Source organism: Paenibacillus tundrae (genome assembly GCF_036884255.1).
Lineage (GTDB): Bacteria > Bacillota > Bacilli > Paenibacillales > Paenibacillaceae > Paenibacillus.
Genome location: NZ_CP145605.1, coordinates 502,338 through 520,271, shown reverse-complemented (window position 1 = coordinate 520,271; position 17,934 = coordinate 502,338). Strand labels below are relative to the sequence as shown.

Annotated in this window: 16 protein-coding genes and 1 pseudogene; 6 read left to right on the top strand and 11 right to left on the bottom strand. The window is 46.9% G+C overall.

The window, feature by feature from the left end:
• Positions 1 to 44: 44 nt before the first annotated feature.
• The 4 genes from cysT to V6W81_RS02410 all read right to left on the bottom strand — a co-directional run bounded on the left by cysT (position 45) and on the right by V6W81_RS02410 (position 5,771).
• The gene (gene cysT, locus V6W81_RS02425) at positions 45 to 881 is read right to left on the bottom strand and encodes a sulfate ABC transporter permease subunit CysT (protein ID WP_145050244.1); all 837 of its coding nucleotides are present in this window, start codon (positions 879 to 881) and stop codon (positions 45 to 47) included.
• 78 nt (positions 882 to 959) lie between these two features.
• Positions 960 to 2,039: a sulfate ABC transporter substrate-binding protein gene (locus V6W81_RS02420; protein ID WP_145050242.1), complete on the bottom strand. Its 1,080-nt coding sequence runs from the start codon at positions 2,037 to 2,039 to the stop codon at positions 960 to 962.
• Between the two features lie 506 nt (positions 2,040 to 2,545).
• Positions 2,546 to 4,291, bottom strand: coding sequence for a rhamnogalacturonan lyase (locus V6W81_RS02415; protein ID WP_338543918.1), 1,746 nt, complete (start codon positions 4,289 to 4,291; stop codon positions 2,546 to 2,548).
• Positions 4,292 to 4,715: 424 nt separating this feature from the next.
• Positions 4,716 to 5,771: a lactonase family protein gene (locus V6W81_RS02410; RefSeq protein WP_145050238.1), complete on the bottom strand. Its 1,056-nt coding sequence runs from the start codon at positions 5,769 to 5,771 to the stop codon at positions 4,716 to 4,718.
• Between the two features lie 291 nt (positions 5,772 to 6,062).
• On the opposite strand from V6W81_RS02410, the gene V6W81_RS02405 reads away from it, so the two are divergent.
• Both V6W81_RS02405 and V6W81_RS02400 read left to right on the top strand, forming a co-directional pair.
• Entirely contained in the window at positions 6,063 to 6,914 is an 852-nt protein-coding gene (locus V6W81_RS02405; RefSeq protein WP_338541431.1) for an AraC family transcriptional regulator, read from the top strand.
• A gap of 128 nt (positions 6,915 to 7,042) precedes the next feature.
• The gene (locus V6W81_RS02400; protein WP_338541430.1) at positions 7,043 to 7,726 is read left to right on the top strand and encodes an S-layer homology domain-containing protein; all 684 of its coding nucleotides are present in this window, start codon (positions 7,043 to 7,045) and stop codon (positions 7,724 to 7,726) included.
• A gap of 457 nt (positions 7,727 to 8,183) precedes the next feature.
• On the opposite strand, the gene V6W81_RS02395 is transcribed toward V6W81_RS02400, so the two are convergent.
• From V6W81_RS02395 to V6W81_RS02380, 4 genes are all read right to left on the bottom strand, one after another.
• Positions 8,184 to 8,942, bottom strand: coding sequence for a hypothetical protein (locus V6W81_RS02395; RefSeq protein ID WP_338541429.1), 759 nt, complete (start codon positions 8,940 to 8,942; stop codon positions 8,184 to 8,186).
• Positions 8,943 to 9,016: 74 nt separating this feature from the next.
• Positions 9,017 to 9,727 carry a hypothetical protein gene (locus V6W81_RS02390; RefSeq protein ID WP_338541428.1) on the bottom strand — a complete coding sequence of 237 codons (711 nt, stop codon included), beginning with the start codon at positions 9,725 to 9,727 and terminating at the stop codon, positions 9,017 to 9,019.
• Between the two features lie 227 nt (positions 9,728 to 9,954).
• On the bottom strand, positions 9,955 to 10,572 hold the full coding sequence (locus tag V6W81_RS02385) for a nitroreductase family protein (RefSeq protein ID WP_430700983.1): 618 nt from the start codon (positions 10,570 to 10,572) through the stop codon (positions 9,955 to 9,957).
• Positions 10,573 to 10,904: 332 nt separating this feature from the next.
• Entirely contained in the window at positions 10,905 to 11,369 is a 465-nt protein-coding gene (locus V6W81_RS02380; RefSeq protein WP_338541426.1) for an RrF2 family transcriptional regulator, read from the bottom strand.
• A 419-nt stretch (positions 11,370 to 11,788) separates the two neighbouring features.
• Between V6W81_RS02380 and V6W81_RS02375 the strand changes: the two genes are divergently transcribed.
• The 3 genes and pseudogenes from V6W81_RS02375 (at position 11,789) to V6W81_RS02365 (ending at position 13,086) form a co-directional block, all read left to right on the top strand.
• Positions 11,789 to 12,514: an MBL fold metallo-hydrolase gene (locus tag V6W81_RS02375; RefSeq protein WP_338541425.1), complete on the top strand. Its 726-nt coding sequence runs from the start codon at positions 11,789 to 11,791 to the stop codon at positions 12,512 to 12,514.
• Positions 12,511 to 12,639: pseudogene (locus V6W81_RS02370) on the top strand (TetR family transcriptional regulator); the annotation flags it as partial. The gene V6W81_RS02375 and the pseudogene V6W81_RS02370, both read left to right, overlap by 4 nt.
• A 51-nt stretch (positions 12,640 to 12,690) precedes the next feature.
• Entirely contained in the window at positions 12,691 to 13,086 is a 396-nt protein-coding gene (locus V6W81_RS02365) for a TetR-like C-terminal domain-containing protein (protein ID WP_260985491.1), read from the top strand.
• A 175-nt stretch (positions 13,087 to 13,261) separates the two neighbouring features.
• Here V6W81_RS02365 and V6W81_RS02360 read toward each other — a convergent pair whose 3' ends face one another.
• Positions 13,262 to 14,734 carry a glycosyltransferase family 2 protein gene (locus V6W81_RS02360; protein WP_338541424.1) on the bottom strand — a complete coding sequence of 491 codons (1,473 nt, stop codon included), beginning with the start codon at positions 14,732 to 14,734 and terminating at the stop codon, positions 13,262 to 13,264.
• Complete coding sequence (locus V6W81_RS02355) at positions 14,715 to 15,869, bottom strand: HEAT repeat domain-containing protein (RefSeq protein WP_338541423.1); 1,155 nt, start codon at positions 15,867 to 15,869, stop codon at positions 14,715 to 14,717. The genes V6W81_RS02360 and V6W81_RS02355 overlap by 20 nt, the downstream gene beginning before the upstream one ends.
• A gap of 262 nt (positions 15,870 to 16,131) precedes the next feature.
• Here V6W81_RS02355 and V6W81_RS02350 point away from each other — a divergent pair, with 262 nt between their 5' ends.
• Positions 16,132 to 16,620, top strand: coding sequence for a CcdC family protein (locus V6W81_RS02350; RefSeq protein ID WP_186381001.1), 489 nt, complete (start codon positions 16,132 to 16,134; stop codon positions 16,618 to 16,620).
• Positions 16,621 to 16,796: 176 nt separating this feature from the next.
• On the opposite strand, the gene V6W81_RS02345 is transcribed toward V6W81_RS02350, so the two are convergent.
• On the bottom strand, positions 16,797 to 17,810 hold the full coding sequence (locus tag V6W81_RS02345) for an NADP-dependent oxidoreductase (protein ID WP_056703968.1): 1,014 nt from the start codon (positions 17,808 to 17,810) through the stop codon (positions 16,797 to 16,799).
• Positions 17,811 to 17,934 lie beyond the last annotated feature (124 nt).

Here is a 17,934-nt window from a genome sequence, read left to right as displayed (position 1 = left end):
CACGGTGGATATATCATTCATTAGAATGTACTGATTCGAATCGGTTACGCCCTGCCTGCCTTCCGGCTCCATCGTTGCAAGGAGTTAATGACCAGCAACAGGATAAATGAAACCAGCAACAGCAGCAAAGCGACAGCCGTAGCTCCTGCGTAATCAAACTGTTCAAGCTTCGCCATAATGAGCAGCGGCGCGATTTCCGTTTTCATCGGCATATTGCCTGAAATAAACACCACCGAGCCAAATTCTCCAATACCTCGGGCAAACGCCAACGCGAAGCCTGTCAGCAACGGGGGAATAAGATCTGGAAGGAGAATAGTACGGAATATCCGCCACCTTCCTGCTCCTAACGTTGCAGCCGCTTCTTCAACCTCAGCCTCCAGCTCTTCTAATACCGGTTGCACCGTTCGAACGACAAATGGAATACCGATAAACATCAGAGCTAGTGTAATGCCCGCCTGCGAATAGGCTAATTTGATGCCCAGCGGCTCCGTAAGCTGCCCAATCCAGCCGTTTCCGGCATACAGAGCCGTAAGAGCAACCCCTGCCACCGCTGTTGGCAACGCAAAGGGTAGATCAATCACGGCATCAAAGAGCCGTTTACCGGGGAATTCATACCGCACCAATACCCATGCCAAGAGCAGCCCTAATCCCAGATTGATTAGAGCCGCCACACCTGCGGTCAGAAAGCTGACCTTAAATGAAGCGAGCACGCGGGGATTGGTGGCTGTCTCCACCAGCATAGACCAGGTCAAACCTGTGGAGTTAAACACTAGGGCTGTCAGTGGGATCAATACTACAAGGCTGAGGTAAAATACGCTGTATCCCATCGTTAACCCGAAGCCCGGAAGCGTGCGCCTCCGGGTTGCTATTACCTTGCTCATGAACGTCATCCTCTCTTGCCTTCAGCCGGTCAGGCTGGTTGGCTCCTTGCCATAGGATCGAGTACAGATTGCCCAGACTTAACTGCCCGGAACGTAAATTTGGTCAAATACCCCGCCATCATTGAAATGTTTCGCTTGTGTGTCCCGCCATGTGCCGAATACATCGTTCAGCGTGAACAGTTCTAGGTCAGGGAACTGATCCTTGAACTTCTCAGCCACGGTATCCAGTGTTGGACGGTAATAGTTTTCAGCCGCGATCGTCTGTCCTTCCTCACTGTACAGATATTTCAGGTAAGCATCAGCAACTTCACGGCTTCCCTTTTTGTCGACGTTTTTGTCCACCACAGCTACCGGAGGCTCAGCCAGGATACTTACGGAAGGAACAACAATATCGAATTTGTCCGGACCCAGCTCCTTCACGGACAAGAACGCTTCATTCTCCCAAGCCAGCAGAACATCGCCAAGTCCACGTTCTACAAATGTTGTAGTGGCTCCGCGTGCACCGGAATCCAGTACAGGTGCGTGCTTGAACAGCTCGCCTACAAAGGCTTTTGCCGCTTCCTCGTCATTGTTATTCTTCTTGAGCGCATACCCCCAAGCTGCGAGATAGTTCCAGCGGGCTCCGCCGGACGTTTTTGGATTCGGTGTAATGACCTGTGTATCACCCTTAATTAGATCATCCCAGTCTTTGATGCCTTTCGGATTGCCTTTCCGTACCAGGAATACAATCGTTGATGTATATGGGGAGCTGTTATGCTCATATTTATCTTGCCAGCCTTCGTTAATGAGGCCTTTGTCTTCAATCGCATCAATGTCATAACCCAGTGCCAGTGTAACCACGTCTGCGTCCAAGCCATCAATGACGGAGCGGCTCTGTTTACCCGAACCACCATGAGACTGTTTAATGGTCACGTCCTGACCCTTTTCCTTCTGCCAATACGCCGCAAACGCCTTGTTATATTGCTCGTAGAGCTCACGAGTCGGATCATACGATACATTCAGCAATTCAATGGCCTTCGGGCTATCGCCACCACTGTCCTGCCCTCCAGATGTTCCAGTTGCACTAGAATCGCCGCCATTTGCTCCGCAACCTGCCAGCACGCCTGTCAACACCAGTGCCAGACCAAATAGAATACCTTTTTGAACTCTCTTTTTCATCAATAACACTCCCCCTGTGGATCTGCGTGACTACATGAACAGGCTGAACAGCTTGGAACGCCGTCGAAAACAAATAACGGAGGGACACCTGTACACACCTCTCCCTCCTAAAGTCATGCCGGCTTGCTGCCGTGTATGCTTTGTCTCGGTCGATGTGCTACGGTGTTCCTCCGTCGATACGGTGAGAACCTTATTCTGTTCAGATGACATTCTCTGCTGCTGGACTGAATCATGAAGAAGTTCATCATGTTACACAGTCTTTTTAATTATTCCTACCTGTTTAGTAAGTTATATGTATCATAAGGGCAGCCCTTTTACCTGTCAAACGTTTTTTCCGATTTTTGCCCAATTCATTTTACAACTGGAAAAACGCCAAAAGGAATAGGGTTCTCACACCCTATTCCTTCGCACGATCTCCGTGCCATATTCGTTACGTTACAGACGTTACTGATACAACTGAATCATGAGAATCTCAGACAGAATGCAATGCGCCGAGATGCTTGTCCCTATTGTCCAGCAATGCGGATATTGGGCACCGGAGGTGGATTCATACCTTCTCCCAGATAGAAGCTGGTATGTGGCGGTTGATTATAGGCTACATTTTGCCAAGCTACGCCCAGACGATACACCGGATCATGCATCAGCGTGTGAATGCGTTTGTCCGTGAGTGCTGTTGTCGTATAAATACGGAGGGCTGAGCTATCGTTGGTTCGCCATACTACTTCCTCTCTCCAGTCGCCCAGCAGATCAGCCTGAAGATTCGGCGTTGACTTCGTTCCGTTGTTGGAGGAAGCTCCAGAGGCGGTTAGCAGATTCACCGTTCGTCCATTCGCATAATCCCATTTGTCGATACGGTTACTGTCTAACAGTTCGCGGAGCAGATCACCATCCCACCAGATGCCAAAATTCGTGGACGAAGGTACGGTTGTCCCGATTCTTTGGCCTTTTGCTGTATACAGCGCACCATTCGCCCATACCTCAGCCCCTCTATACCTTGGATCGATATCCGCAGCCATGCCGCGTCCGATGTCCTTCGTTGTTGGTATGCCCCAGATCAACTGGCCTGTTCTAGCATCACGGAATTCAATGCCTGCATTGGACGGTGTCTCATGAACCTGGAATACCTCCATCCCCGGGCGATCTGGATCTAGATCACTCAGATGCATGGCATCGCCATGATGCAGCCCTGTGGTGTATAACCCTTTGCCATCATGATCGACTGCCATTGCACCATAGATAATTTCATCTTTTCCGTCGTTATCCACATCTGCCACACTTAAATTATGATTCCCTTGTCCAGCGTAACCTGAATTGCCTGGAGTGTTCGAATCAAATGTCCATTGCTTCGTCAGTTGACCATTCCGCCAATTGTAAGCCACAAGTACTGTCCGGGTGTAGTAGCCCCGTGCCATCACTAGACTCGGTCGCTCTCCATCCAAATAAGCAATCGTAGCTAGAAAACGATCCACGCGGTTACCGTAATTATCCCCCCAACTCGATACACTACCTCGCGCAGGCTCATAATTGACCGTGGAGAGAGCTTTACCTGTCTGTCCATTGAAGACCGTTAGGAACTCTGGCCCTGACAACACATATCCGCTGCTATTCCGATAATCCTTACTGGCATCCCCAATGACTGTACCCACGCCATCTCTCGTGCCGTCCGCGGTTTTCATCGCAACCTCAGCCTTGCCGTCTCCATCCAGGTCATAGACCATGAACTGTGTGTAATGTGCGCCTGCGCGGATGTTTTTGCCGAGACTGATCCGCCATAGTCGGGTTCCATTCAATTTGTAGGCATCGATAAATACTTCCCCTGTGTAACCACTCTGCGAGTTATCCTTGGAATTGGAAGGATCCCACTTCACAATGAGCTCATACTCGCCGTCCCCATCCAGATCACCTGCACTGGCATCGTTGGCACTGTAGGTATATGCAACTCCATCGGGGGTTGTCCCACCAGCGGGAACACTAAGAGGCACGTTCAGATAATTATTTCCCCACACACTTGCTACCTTGGAAGCCGCCTGTTCTGTCCCACCCACGACTGCTCGAACCGTATACTTGGAGTTGTTCGTTCCACTTGCATCCTGAAGGTTGGTGCTGTTCGTAATCGGTGAGGCGTTCACCTTCGTACCATCTCGATATACATTAAAAGAAACATTCGAACCTTCCGTACCGAGTAACCGCCAGCTTACAAATACCCCATTCCCCGTCTTCACCGCCACAACGCCGCGGTCTAGAAATTCCATCTGACGTGCTCCTGCTGCATGAGTCACCGACGGAGCGGTTAGACCTAGAGATGTAACAAGCAATGCTGAACTCAATAATGTAATGCCTGCCGTTCGCAATGTGCGCTTCCATGACGATCGATTGACCATACGACTAGCCTCCCCAAATGTGTTGGTAAGCCCGATGATCTGTAGCGCATCTATTTTGTAAGCGCTTTAATATAATTCATTTTAAATTAAACATTTAATTCCATCTATAGGTCTTAATTAGTAATTTTCGATTATTTTGCGTAAAATAACTTCTTTTCGCTCCCACTAATGACACCATCGTTGAACGGTAGATAGGCAACCATATACATAATAAAGCTGTAAAATCACGTGCGTACACATGATCTTACAGCTTATATGTGTTGTTCAGTATTCGTCGATTACATCAGATAATATCTTAATCTACAGGCACAATACATACCGGACGTGGAACTTCTAGCTTGAAGCCAGTGTGTGTCAGTCTTCCGTCCTCGCGATCCATCTGGAATGCAACGATATTGTTGCTGTCCTGGTTAGCTACAAGCAATATTCCCCCTGGCAGTACATTGAAGTTACGCGGAGTCTGTCCCAATGTGGAAGTCCAATCCACCGCTTCGAGCTCACCGGATTCCTGATCAATATGATAGAGCACAATACTATCGTCTCCACGGTTAGAGGCGTATAGGAAACGTCCACAAGGGGAGATTCGGATATCCGCAGCCGTGCCTTCTCCCGTATGTCCCTCAGGTAGAGTGGATATATGTTGCACTGTACTAAGCTCTCCCCTACGTGCATCGTACATGAATGCAGTCACCGTATTATTGAGCTCATTAATGACATAGGCCCATTTGCCATTCTCGTGAAATACGAGATGTCTTGGTCCTGAACCTGGAGGCTGGTTCGTCTCCCGGTGTGTTACCAATCGACCTTCTTCCAGACGATAGACAATGATCTGATCTAATCCCAGATCGCACACGACCGCATATTGCCCTGATGGATCTGGCTGAATGGAGTGGGCATGTGGCCCTTCCTGACGGTCGTCGTTCAGACCTCTTCCGGTATGCTCAATGAATGCGCTCATCTCACCTAACGTATCTTGATCACCTACGGGAAATACGTTGACACTCCCACTACTGTAATTGGATGCGAGTACCCAGTTGCCATCCGCTGTGACGGACACATAACAAGGCGAAGCCCCTTTGGTGCTTTTGCGATCCATGAGGTGCAGCTCGCCCGTGGACATATCCCGGCGATAGACCAATACCTCTCCCTCATCCGTTTCACTCGCAACATATAGTGAATTCTTACCTGGACTCAAAGCCAAGTAAGATGGATTGTCCACCCCTGCAATATCATGTGCAATCCGCATCTCGCCTGTATCCGAATTCAGCGCACCTACATAAATACCTGGTTGATCTGCTGATGTATAAGTTCCGACATAGAAAAACGTATCCTTGCTCATAGCTTGTTCCATTCCTCCATCGCTCCTTATTCTTTCAAATAGGTATGCTTGCATTTCCTTGTATTCTAACTTCAACGCTCATGTTTCTAACCTCGAAACCTCATGTTCATATTGCCTCTCTGTTATGTACTTAACCAATTCCCCTTACTTTGCTTCAGCTTCTAATCGTAAGACGTCCTTCCAAAATCCTTTTTGATCATGCCCTGCGCATATATCATTGACTCGTTTATTCTACCTCACCATAATACAAGTATGAAACCATATAACAGCTCATCTACCTTACGCAAATCCGACGGATTCCGTATGCAAAAACTAATCGTATTACCTGACCCGCTACTAGAGGAAGCCGCGGCTTATCCCGTAACGTCCGGTTTGTACGTTACCGACATTGGATACTTTCATGAGGCGGAGAACCATTACCGGGATCGACCGGAGGGCTGCCCCTCCCATATTTTAATGTATTGTGCCGAAGGCACAGGTTGGTACGCCACGGACGGTGGCAAAAGACAGGATGTTAAGGCAGGTAGTCTCGTTGTTCTTCCTGCCCACGTTGCGCATATCTATGGTGCATACTCAGCCGATCCCTGGAGTATCTATTGGATTCACTTACGTGGTGAACATGCCGCTGCCTATATGGAGCCACTGCTCGCTGGAGGTGTGTTGACTATGGCTCCGGCGAAAGCTCAGAAGTGGCTGGAACTATATCATGAATGCTATGGAGCATTGGAGACAGGTTATTCCTTACAAACGATGACGTACACCTCACAGATTGTTGGATATATGTTAGGCATGCTCGCTTACGGACATGGTACGGAGGGCAATATGATTAGCAGTAAACGAGCTGCCGAGCAGTCTGTACAGTACATGCTGGAGCATCTGGAGAGCGGAGTAACCCTCAAAGAATTGGCTGCACAAGCCAGCCTCTCCGCCCCGCATTATTCACAACTGTTCAAGCAAGCAACAGGACATTCGCCAATTGATTATTTTCTGCGGCTTAAAATTCAACATTCCTGTCGCTACCTTGATTTTACAGATTGGACGGTGAAGCAGATTAGCTCGAAGCTTGGCTTCAAAGACCCTTATTATTTCTCGCGTCTGTTCCGTAAAATGATTGGTCAATCACCTACCGACTATCGGAACAAGTCCAAAGGATAGCTCTATTGTATATATCCAAAAATATATATGGAAAATTGCAGCAACCTTTTGCATGGAAGGGTCGTCTATAGGGGCAAATAACTTTAATACAAAGGGATACCCTTCCTAGAAAAGTGAGGCGACTTGATATGAAAAAAAATATAATTGCTTTGATGACTGCGGGAGCATTACTTACCTTATCTCTTGGTGCTACACCTACTCATGCTGCGCAAGGCGGATTCACAGATCTTCAGGGAGTGGCCGGAGCAGATAAAATCGAAGCATTGCATCACGATGGTTTGATTAAAGGCGTGAGCGATAACTTGTTCAAACCAGAACAACAATTAAACACGGCACAAGGTATACAGTTGCTTGCAGATGGCCTGGATCTGAATTTGGATACGATCCGTTTCGTCAAAGAACCTCTACCAAGTGATTCCTTCTCCAAGGTGCTTGATCATGTGTGGTACAGCAATGCCTTCATTCGCGCAAAATATAATGGCATCCAGATGGCTGATGATATCGATCCATCCAAACCGATGACTCGTGAGCAATTTACTCTGTTCATCATGCAAGGGATCGAAGCCAAAGGCGGCCTACCGATGATCAAGCTACAACCTGTAGATATTACAGATGAGCAAGAGCTTACGCCTGAGTATCAAGGAGCAGTTCAGCGTTCGTTAGCGTTCAAGATTAACACATTGGATGCAGAAGGTAATTTCCACCCTAAAGAGGTTATTACTCGCGCAGAAGCTGCCGTGATGATGTTCAATGCGATTGAACATCTGGATAACTTTCACGCACCGGTAGTCCCGGAAACACCTGAAAAATAACTCGATCCTTATTACTGTAAATGTTATGAGCTAACAGGCAAGTCTCGTTATACTTTCAAGTCTATTCAGATATTAAAAAGCCCCCTTATCACAGATCACGAGAAGACTTTGGTGAGCAAGATGCACTTAGTCTAATCGTTGTCTGTACGGTAAGGGGGTTCTTGGTTGGATGGACGAATGCTTGGTTGGTCGCCATAGTGTGCTGGTTGGATGGAAAATGATTAGCTATATATATTCAACTAAAGAATATTTACACTTACCACTCCGATGACAGAATAACCTTCCGATCGCTGTTACCCCCAGATTTTTTTTGATTCCCTTCTTCAGAGGGAAAAATCCGGGGATAAAGGCGAACGCTACGCTTCTCCACGTTATTTCTGTCCTCTCCGTTCTCGTGTAAAAAGTTTAGTTGAACCTATATAGTTGGCTCATATGTTGGCTGGATAGAAAGTAAATGTCACTCATACGTTCCGATCTCAATTTGATCGGCAACAAATTCATTTTTAACACGATCGAAGGTGTAGGTTACTTTGAAATCACACACATATTGCGGAGATGTTCCAATACTCGCACCTAATCTAGAGATCATTCGTTGATTCTCTAAGGCATAGATGACTACCCCGCCAAAAGCCAGCTCGTTTTGATTGGAGTTCGGTGCTAGCTCAACATTAGAACTAAATTGATGTTCTTGGCCTTGCACTTTAACCGTAATAGCAGATGTACCGTCTTCGTTGGCCGTCACGTGAGATTCGATCTGATCTGCCACAATCTCTTCATATTGTTGTACTTTAATCACAGAGAAGTCTTCCGCTCGAATGACATGCATATCGAAGTGATCCAGCCCGGTACCTTTCCCCGTCTGAATGATAATTACCGCTTCTTCTCTACCGTCATCCGTAAGATCTGTATAAAAGACCTGGGGGTTCATATCGGTTCCCGTATTCGGGACACTCCAATCAAAATCTTGCTGCCTGCCCTCGATATCGACCCTCACACCTTCAATCTCACCTTTGGATTCTTGTATCGCATATAGCTTCACACGCCCATCTTCGGAAGCGGCAATGAACTTGGGGTGCACCTCAGGTTGTTGCTGCACCACCTCCAGTTCATTCGAAGACTTGTCCGCCTGCTTCAGATCGGTTGCTAGTTGATTGGATGTGCACCCCGATAAGCAAACTGCACTTACCAACGTCAATAAGGCTAGTATTTTCTTCAACTCATATCTCCCTTTCATCTCGAAGCTAATAGCTATATGTTCTACAGCACATCATCACATCAATTCATTTTCGATTATTCCACGGACAATTCTACCGTGCTAGGCCGCAGTTCTCCGTTAACAAGCCTATACTTCACTATGGCATTTCCTAAATACTGACCTATAGCAATTTGAATGGGCAACTCGGCAACGAGCTCTTGGTCTCGCACATCATACCTAATTATATTTTGAACAGAAGGTTGCTCAAACCAGTCACTTGAATCACGGTCATCGATATCATAAGAATATTCGCGTTCATTCACTTTCAGTGTATAGTGGCGAAGTGCCTTTTCCCTATGAAGCTCAAGTTGTATCTCCTTCAACACAAATTCCCTTGGATCAATGACTGGAATCTCCGTAAAATCAGGTCTTAGCACATGTACCTCTGATTCATGTATACCTGTCCCCGTTCCCTTGGTTAATACAATCACAATCATGTCCTTGCCTTCTGTACCAAGAGAACCACGATAAATGACGGGATAAAACGAAGGATTGCTAACATTACTCCAAGAATACGTTTGGGACGCTTGATCTATTTGGACAGTGAGCGAAGAAAACACATCTCCCTGTGCCCTACCATAGATTGCAACTTGATCATTCTTATTTTCAGCCAAAAGCAAATCTGGGGCGGTTGTCGCCGATTCCAAGCTATTTTCCACTGAGTTCTCCTTAGGCAGTATAACTTGATTATCACTACACCCAGACAACAACAATGCCCCCGCCATTACCATCATGATCTTCCTCAAGATATATCCTCCATTTGAATCATTTGTTCTAACTATACACATGCACGATACCCAATAAGTTTATAAATTGTATTATATTATTTAAAAAATAGAGACAATTGAACCGTCTAACTGTACCTGCCCGATTCAACTCATTTAAAACGCAAAACAGCCGCATGTCCTCTCATTTGAGGAACATGCGGCTGCTTTTATACACACCATATGGCGGTGCTTATTGTGGCTCTATCTTAGAAAGAACCTTTAACTACAGTTTCGGACAATGGGAAACGACCTGCTGGACGAGCTGGTTGTGCAGCTTTACCTACAGTAATCAACAAAGTTGGGATGTAACGTGCAGGAATGTTGAACGTTTCGACCAATTGTTGTGGATTATAACCACCCATTGGGCAAGTATCATAACCCAAAGAACGTGCAGCGAGCATAATGTTTTGCGAAGCAAACGATGCGTTACGGATCGCTTCATCACGTGCAGTTTGCGCGCTTTGGTAAGCACCGTTGATTTGACCAACCAATGCATCGCGAACCTCAGCAGGCAATGTGCCAGCTTCAACAGCCTGATCATAGATAAAGGTGTTGCGGTTAGCTTCCAAGTCGCCTAGAACAGCAATTGTAACTGAGCTGTCTACGATTTGACTTTGGCCATAAGCGATTGGCAGCAATTTAGCTTTGTCCGCTTCGGACTCAATCACGAGGAATTTCCAGTGTTGCAGGTTCCAAGAAGACGGTGCTTCGGAAGCTGCAGTCAAGATTGCGTTCAAATCAGCCTCAGGCATTACAAAACCTTTTTCGTATTTTTTGACAGCGTGACGTTCGCTAATTACGCGAAGTGTTTCATTGTTAGACATGTTCTCCACTCCTAATTATATTAATTATTGTAAATATCATTGCTGTTTATTTCGCTTTTAATTTCGCAAGGCTCTAATCCAACAACCATGATAAGTGGTGTAGTGATATATCCACCTTCCGAAAATAACATCAGCGCAGAAGATTAACTCTATCTGTGTTCACGTTATGCCCGGAATAATCTTGAAGCCATCATGAATCGTGAAACCGGGGCAACGCTTGTTATGTTCTATAAGCAGTCTACAGTGTCCCCGTAATCACAGGGTATCTGAACCAAGCCTAAATATGAAATATATACATATAAACTGTAGCTACATCAATTCTGTAGCCAGAATTAATCCTTATCTTGTCTCAGTAACTCATTCATGGACTTGGACAGCCCTTCACTTTTCCCGATCCGATGCTTCACATCCTCAATGGAAATGCGATCAAAATAAATGCTCAGCGCTTCCTCGCCTCCGTCATATATGCCTCCCATGACATCCCTCATGTTAGAAGACACAACACACGGCGAACCTGATTCGCCAGAACACCAATTGGGTCCAAGTGAACCTCCAGCAACCAGTCTGTACAATTCCCCAAGCTTGATCTCATCACTTGGACGGTTAAGTAGGTACCCTCCGTGAGCACCTTCTTTAGTCGTCAAATACCCATGCTTCCGCAGCACACTTAGCACCTTACGAACTCTGGCAGGGTGTGTACCCACACTATGAGACAAATCTTCACTATTGGCCATACAGTCTTCCTTCATGGATAGAAACACAAGACAATGGACGGCAATGGTAAATTCGCTGTTCATGACTTACTCCCTTCCCGGCAAAAAACACCGATGGACTTCAATCCAAGGTAAGTACAACTGTTATTATATGAATGACAGTTATGTTTGTCAACTTCTTCTGCGGTAGTACCTGAACACAGGATATCCCTTGATGTGTCTATATATACAGCCTCCCATTCAAGCCAACCTTTGCTTGGTCACCATGTGCTTAACCTATATAAGAGAACAAAAAAGTGAGCCCTCCGCTTCGCGAAAGGCTCCAATAAGATAGACATATGAAAGGGCTTACTTGATCATTATAATCGGTAATCTTTATTTTGAAAACGCTTTTTTTGTTAAAATAAACTTTTCTTATCTTCTGTTATTTTTGCAAAGGGTATTGCAAAAACTAATGGCATTAGTTATATTACTAATACCATTAGTTTTAAGGAGGAATCACGATGCGTATTACGCGTGAATATAATGTCATTCAAGTTTCATTCCTACCTCGGCTCTTTCCTGTGAATGTTTATCTTGTTGAAGAGGATGCTGAATTAACTCTGATCGACGCAGGAATGCCGTTCAGTCTCAAGGGTATTCTCGCCACTGCCCAATCTCTTAACAAACCTATTACCAAGGTGATTCTAACTCATGCCCATGGCGATCATGTCGGTGCCTTAGACGGTCTCAAGAATGCACTCCCCAATGTTGAGGTGCTAATCTCTAGACGGGACGCTACACTACTCACCGGGGATGCTTCGCTACTGCCTGATGAACCACAGACGCCGGTACGTGGCAGTGTACCCAAGAACATTAATACCCGTCCAGACCGCCTGCTGGAAGATGGAGATCGCATTGGATCGTTACTGGCGATTGCTACTCCTGGTCATACACCAGGGCACATGGCATTTATGGATACGCGCAGCGGTGTCCTCATCGTTGGCGATGCCTATCAGCTGCAAGGCGGCTTGGCCGTTGCCGGCCAGCTGCGCCCCCTCTTTCCATTCCCCGCGCTAGCCACATGGCACCGCGAGACTGCTCTTGCCAGCGCTAAGCGCTTGGCTGAGCTAGAGCCGTCCGTGCTGGCTGTAGGCCACGGACGAATGTTACGTCAGCCAGCAGCGGCGATGCGCGCGGCAACGGCTGACGCAGCGCAACGGCTGCGCCTTGCCGGAGGGCTTCGATGAGCCCGCGGCAAGGGCTGGATCGCGGCATGCTGCTGAATGCCGCGGCCCAGCTTGCTGATAGCGACGGATTCCATGCGCTGACGCTGGCCGCATTGGCCCAGCGGCTCGATGTGCGCTCCCCGTCGCTTTATAACCACATCAGCGGTCTACCTGGGCTTCGCCAGGAGCTTGCGCTGATGTCAGTAGAGCAGCTCGGCCAGGCACTAACCGTGGCCGCCGCAGGACGTGTCGGTAGCGAAGCCATTCAGGATATCGCTACCGCCTACATTGATTTTGTACGCCAACATCCCGGGCTTTACGAGGCTTCCTTCCATGCCCCTGATCGGGATGAGCCGCAGCTCGCCGCGGCCAGCACTGTAGCGCTACAGTTGTTGCTGCACTCCTTACAGCCGTATGGACTGTCCGAAGCCGATGCACTGCATGCGGTGCGTGGACTACGAAGTTTGTGCCATGGCTTTGCCTCCATCGGTGCACAGGGTGGGTTTGCCATGAATTTTGAACCTAGCGAGAGCCTGCACTTCACTATTTCATCCTTCCTAGACGGGCTAAAACAACGCAGTAAAGACAGTTAACTGTTCCGCCCATAACCTCATAACGCGCAAGAGGGCTGCAGCTAATCCCTGCAACCCTCTTCTTCTATATGGTCGTGTATATGATCGTGGTCTCTTAAGCTCTAGGCACATGACCTTGTCCTACAAGATATACCTACAGTTCAACTCCATTATAGTGTGTCACTGCATGACCCGTTTACTTATCTGCCGGAAGCTCCGAATAAGCCGAACCTCCTGAGCCTCCATGCCCTCTCAGACTCCAAATCGCCTTAATAAGTCCATGAACACGGAAGATGTTATTCATCGGTCTGAACCAGAACGATTCAGATAATGCGTACAAGAACAGACGCGTGACTTCACGTGCCGTGTACCTTTTGCGTGCCAGCCATACTTCGAATAGAATGACTGCCGCAGATAGAAGTGAACCATAGAGCACTAAGAGCATACCCAGCACAACCAGTAGACTGTTCTCCACAAATGGCAGCAGCAGACCTACCCCTAATAGCAACAGCGTCCCGACCTCCAAGACAGGCCCAATTAACTCTACCATGATAAAATACGGGATCGTCACCATGCCCATCCAACCGTACTTCGGATTGCCTGCCATCTCCCGTTGCTCCCACATCGTATTGGTCAACTGACGATGCCAGCGTATACGCTGCTGGTGCAGCCCAGTACATGACTCGGGTGCTTTCATACTGCATACAGGGTCGTCAATATATACGATTCGTCCCCTGCCCTTGATCTGTTTCATGTGCTTATGAAGACGCATGATCAGCTCTAGATGAGCCATTCTTGGATCAGGATTAAATCCTCCGATTTCCATAACATAACTTTTTTTGAACAAACCAAAAGCTTCTGACGTAAACAATAACGTATTGATATTGTATCTAACCAAGCCCAATCCACTGATGAGAAATGCACGGATATACTCAATCCTCTGCATCATAAGTAGCGGACTTCTTGGAAGAGCTGCGGCAGGCTTCTCTCCTTGAATATGAAATCTGGAGCAGGACACCCTCTGTGAGTCCGCAAGCTCTAACCGCCCGCCACAAGCGATAATCTCTTCACCCGGCAACGCAGCCATAACGGGCTTCATCATTTTCACAAATGCATATTTGTCCAGAATAGTCGTAGGGCCAATGGATGCAAAATACGGATACTGAGACACACGTATTCCCGCATTCAAAGCATCGGAGTGTCCTCCGTATTGTTTGTCGACCACGACAAGATTGTCATATCGCAGTGAACGGTATGCACCTCTAATCTCTCCAACTGCCTGCCCAATACTGGAATAATGGATCTTGCTCTTCACCTTAGACAGCTCATACATTTCCATTAAGCGTTCCATCGTACCGTCTGTTGATCCATCATTAATAACAATCACTTCATAGCATCCATAGTGGATATCAAGGAGGTGGGATACGTCCGCAATAATAGTCTTCTCTCGATTATGTACGGGAAGAAGTACAGACACCGGGGGAGCGAGTGCTTCATTGAGCACTTCATCATAGTGAAGCAGATCCAGATCCTTTTTTCGCATCATCGTACGAACCGCCGCTAGAAATAACCATATACATGCGATGATCACAACAACGAGGTAGATCCATATGCCTTTATAACATAACAGAATTAAACTCTGCAGCAGCTCAAGCCATCTTTCGTTCATACTGCTTCCTTTCCAGCGTTTCTTCCGCTATCTGCCTCGCGTATTTGTCTGGATGTACCCTTGCTACGCAGCGTAATTTCTCGATTCCCTGATCATATTGAGCGAGAGAGTTCGCAGCTTCCTGCCTTATTTCGTAAGCAGGATCACCCATAAGTCCATTCAGATGCTCAATAAATCCCTCTGTATGAACACGTCCCAACAACCTAGCGTACATGAGTCGTTCTAGACGTGATCGAATACCGCCCTCTTCTTGCCAAGCCAGCAGTAGCTTTTCCTTGGTTCCATCACTCAGCCTACCGATCTGGGCTAAAGCACGAAGCGAAAAGATCCGCTGCTCTACATGGTCTTCGAATAGCAGTCGTTCTAATAATGCCAGCTCTCTCGTCGACTGCACATTTCGAATGCGCATCGCATCCACGACGTTATACTTTGCCTGCACAGGAAGATCCTCATAGTGATCGATGACCTTCTCCCAGATCTCATCTGTAAGTAATAGCATAATCTGCAGATATTGCGAATCTGACATGGCTGTGTTTTTCCTAAGCAACTCTTTCACTAAACGTACATAGCCTGTCCTAGCGTACATTCTCAGAATAATAAATCGTTCCTGATTCGTGCATAACGAAGAACGCATCATCTCTTCCAGCCTAGGCAGAAGTTCCGTCATCTGGAACTGTTCTATGTAGAGCAATGTATTAATACGTTGACTCCATTTCATTGAACTAAGCTTGGTTCGGTACAACGTACCAAATGCCTGGCCTGCGAGGAGGCGAATCTTTTCCCTTTGGAGATCATCCGTACTTTCCTCTAATTGTTGCAATAACACTTCCTGTAGCGCTTCTTGCTGAACTTTCCTCATATCCAGCAGCTTAGGTGTAATCTCTCCTCCTGCAAAATAATGACGAAGTGCAGAATCATCAGCAATTAGGTCGCGGAAAGCTCCTTTTTGGAGTTTTAGCGTTCGTTTCGTCAGCTGATTTCTCCACAACAAGATGAGATAGATAATGAGAAGCGTCACGAACACGCCTCCACAGATTACACCGGTCACCTGAACCAAATAGTTACTTCCCGTTTCCGTCCACCCGGACATGGATCTCCCGAACCCCTGCATTTTGTCTCTCATATATTCACTCATGACTTATCCCCTCAATCGAATAAACCGCCCACCATTGGTTACACTAGTAACCATTTCCATAGCACAATGTTCGTCTTACAACCGGTGCGATATACTTATGATCTGCTGATTATTAGCCGTCCCTAGATACGGTCAAAATGCTTACTAAGCATTCTATCGGCAAACTACGTTTGTGATATAATAGGGAAAGAAAATTCTGAGACTTCACATAAAGATTCGAATGGATTCAGCAATATATTATTCCAGAAAGAGGGATATCTTCGTGGCTCAAATTAGTCCATTTTACCTTCAGATCGGTGCAACTCTAGGGATGCTCATCATGGCGTTGCTTGCCATTTTCATTCGCATGAAAGCCAGCCATCGCCCAGTCACTATTCGTAAAATCCTGATCCCCCCACTTGGCATGAGCACAGGGTTTCTCATGTTTGTCGTTCCTGAAACGCATGTTCCACTGCTGTGGGCAGCCATTGCACTGCTTGTTGGTTGGTTTATTTTCTCGTATCCGCTTATTCGCAGCACTCGCTTCGAACGCATTAACGGCGAAATATTCGCAACACGCTCACGCAGCTTTGCTTTTATCTTGCTCGGACTGCTCGCTGTGCGGCTCATATTGCATGAAGTCATCCAGCGTTATGTATCCATTCCACAGACAGGTGGACTATTCTTCCTGCTCGCCTTCGGTATGATCGTCCGCTGGCGTGTGTACATGTACAAGCACTATAAAGAAGTGATTAGTGCAGAGGAAGCCTAGACTCTCTCTGCTCCGCTCTATTCACACATACAAACACACCAAAGACACGTTCTCTGCATGGTTATGCGGAAGAACGTGTCTTTTTTAAGGGTGGTGTTCTATAGGGCTGCGTTCCAGCGGAATTCAGCTATAGAACCAATATGGATCGTACACTTTGTCTCATTATTCCATCTACATTACTCCGGATCGGCAACCTTCACCAGTTGTTTACCTAGGTTATCCCCTGAGAAGAGACCCATGAATGCTTCAGGTGTCTGTTCGAAACCTTCCACAATATTTTCCTCATATTGAATATGACCTGCTTTGATCCATTTGGCTAACTTCGCACGACCTTCCTTAAAGGACTTGGCGTAGTCTCCCAAGAGGAATCCCTTCATCAGTGCTGTATTGGTTAACAACAATGTCTGCGGACGCATACCGATATCTGGCTTTTCCAAGTTATAGGAAGAGATCTGCCCACACAATGGAATACGTGCATTTCGGTTAATGTGGCGTAACACCGCATCGGAAATTTCACCGCCGACATTATCAAAATATACATCTACGCCATCCGGACATACCCGTTCGATGGCTGCGGACATATCGCTCTCTTGTTTGTAATTCAATACCACGTCGAATCCTAATTTGTCTTTGAGGTATGCACATTTCTCATCAGAACCAGCAATACCTATGACACGAGCGCCTACGATCTTGGCAATCTGCCCTGCGATCATCCCTACAGCACCTGCTGCGCCGGATACAACGACAGTCTCGCCTTCCTTAGGTTTACCGATATCCTCCATCCCGAAATATGCTGTTAGTCCTGTAAGACCAACCGCACCCAAATATGCAGTCAATGGAGCTTCTTCGGTATCGATCAGTGAAAGATCTCCCGTATTAACTGCCGCGTAACGTTGCCAGCCCCACATTCCCGTCACAAGGTCACCCTTGCGCAGATTAGGCTCCGAGGATTCCACCACTTGACCAATTGCTCCACCTTTAATCACTTCGTTTAGCGCATACGGTGGCGAATAGGACTTCGTATCCTTCATCCGGCCTCGCATATACGGATCAACCGACAAATATAATGTACGAACCAGAACCTGTCCTGCTTCCGGTTCAGGAAGTGGTGTATTTATAAATTGGAAATTGTCACGGGATGGTGCACCTTCCGGACGAGATGCAAGTACGATCTGTTCATTTTCAGACATCTTAATGACCTCCTTGTAACCAGTGGATCAGAATTAACTCTCGCTTACGCTCATACTCTACCACCAGCACGATATGTTATTGCCTCTTCATAGAAATTGGTTCAAATCGTCCACAATACTGAAA

Coding starts and splice junctions, on each gene's coding strand:
- cysT (WP_145050244.1), bottom strand. CDS start 881: ATGAGCAAGGTAATAGCAACCCGGAGGCGCACGCTTCCGGGCTTCGGG.
- V6W81_RS02420 (WP_145050242.1), bottom strand. CDS start 2,039: ATGAAAAAGAGAGTTCAAAAAGGTATTCTATTTGGTCTGGCACTGGTG.
- V6W81_RS02415 (WP_338543918.1), bottom strand. CDS start 4,291: ATGGAATTTCTAGACCGCGGCGTTGTGGCGGTGAAGACGGGGAATGGG.
- V6W81_RS02410 (WP_145050238.1), bottom strand. CDS start 5,771: ATGGAACAAGCTATGAGCAAGGATACGTTTTTCTATGTCGGAACTTAT.
- V6W81_RS02405 (WP_338541431.1), top strand. CDS start 6,063: ATGCAAAAACTAATCGTATTACCTGACCCGCTACTAGAGGAAGCCGCG.
- V6W81_RS02400 (WP_338541430.1), top strand. CDS start 7,043: ATGAAAAAAAATATAATTGCTTTGATGACTGCGGGAGCATTACTTACC.
- V6W81_RS02385 (WP_430700983.1), bottom strand. CDS start 10,572: ATGTCTAACAATGAAACACTTCGCGTAATTAGCGAACGTCACGCTGTC.
- V6W81_RS02380 (WP_338541426.1), bottom strand. CDS start 11,369: ATGAACAGCGAATTTACCATTGCCGTCCATTGTCTTGTGTTTCTATCC.
- V6W81_RS02375 (WP_338541425.1), top strand. CDS start 11,789: ATGCGTATTACGCGTGAATATAATGTCATTCAAGTTTCATTCCTACCT.
- V6W81_RS02365 (WP_260985491.1), top strand. CDS start 12,691: ATGTCAGTAGAGCAGCTCGGCCAGGCACTAACCGTGGCCGCCGCAGGA.
- V6W81_RS02360 (WP_338541424.1), bottom strand. CDS start 14,734: ATGAACGAAAGATGGCTTGAGCTGCTGCAGAGTTTAATTCTGTTATGT.
- V6W81_RS02355 (WP_338541423.1), bottom strand. CDS start 15,869: ATGAGTGAATATATGAGAGACAAAATGCAGGGGTTCGGGAGATCCATG.
- V6W81_RS02345 (WP_056703968.1), bottom strand. CDS start 17,810: ATGTCTGAAAATGAACAGATCGTACTTGCATCTCGTCCGGAAGGTGCA.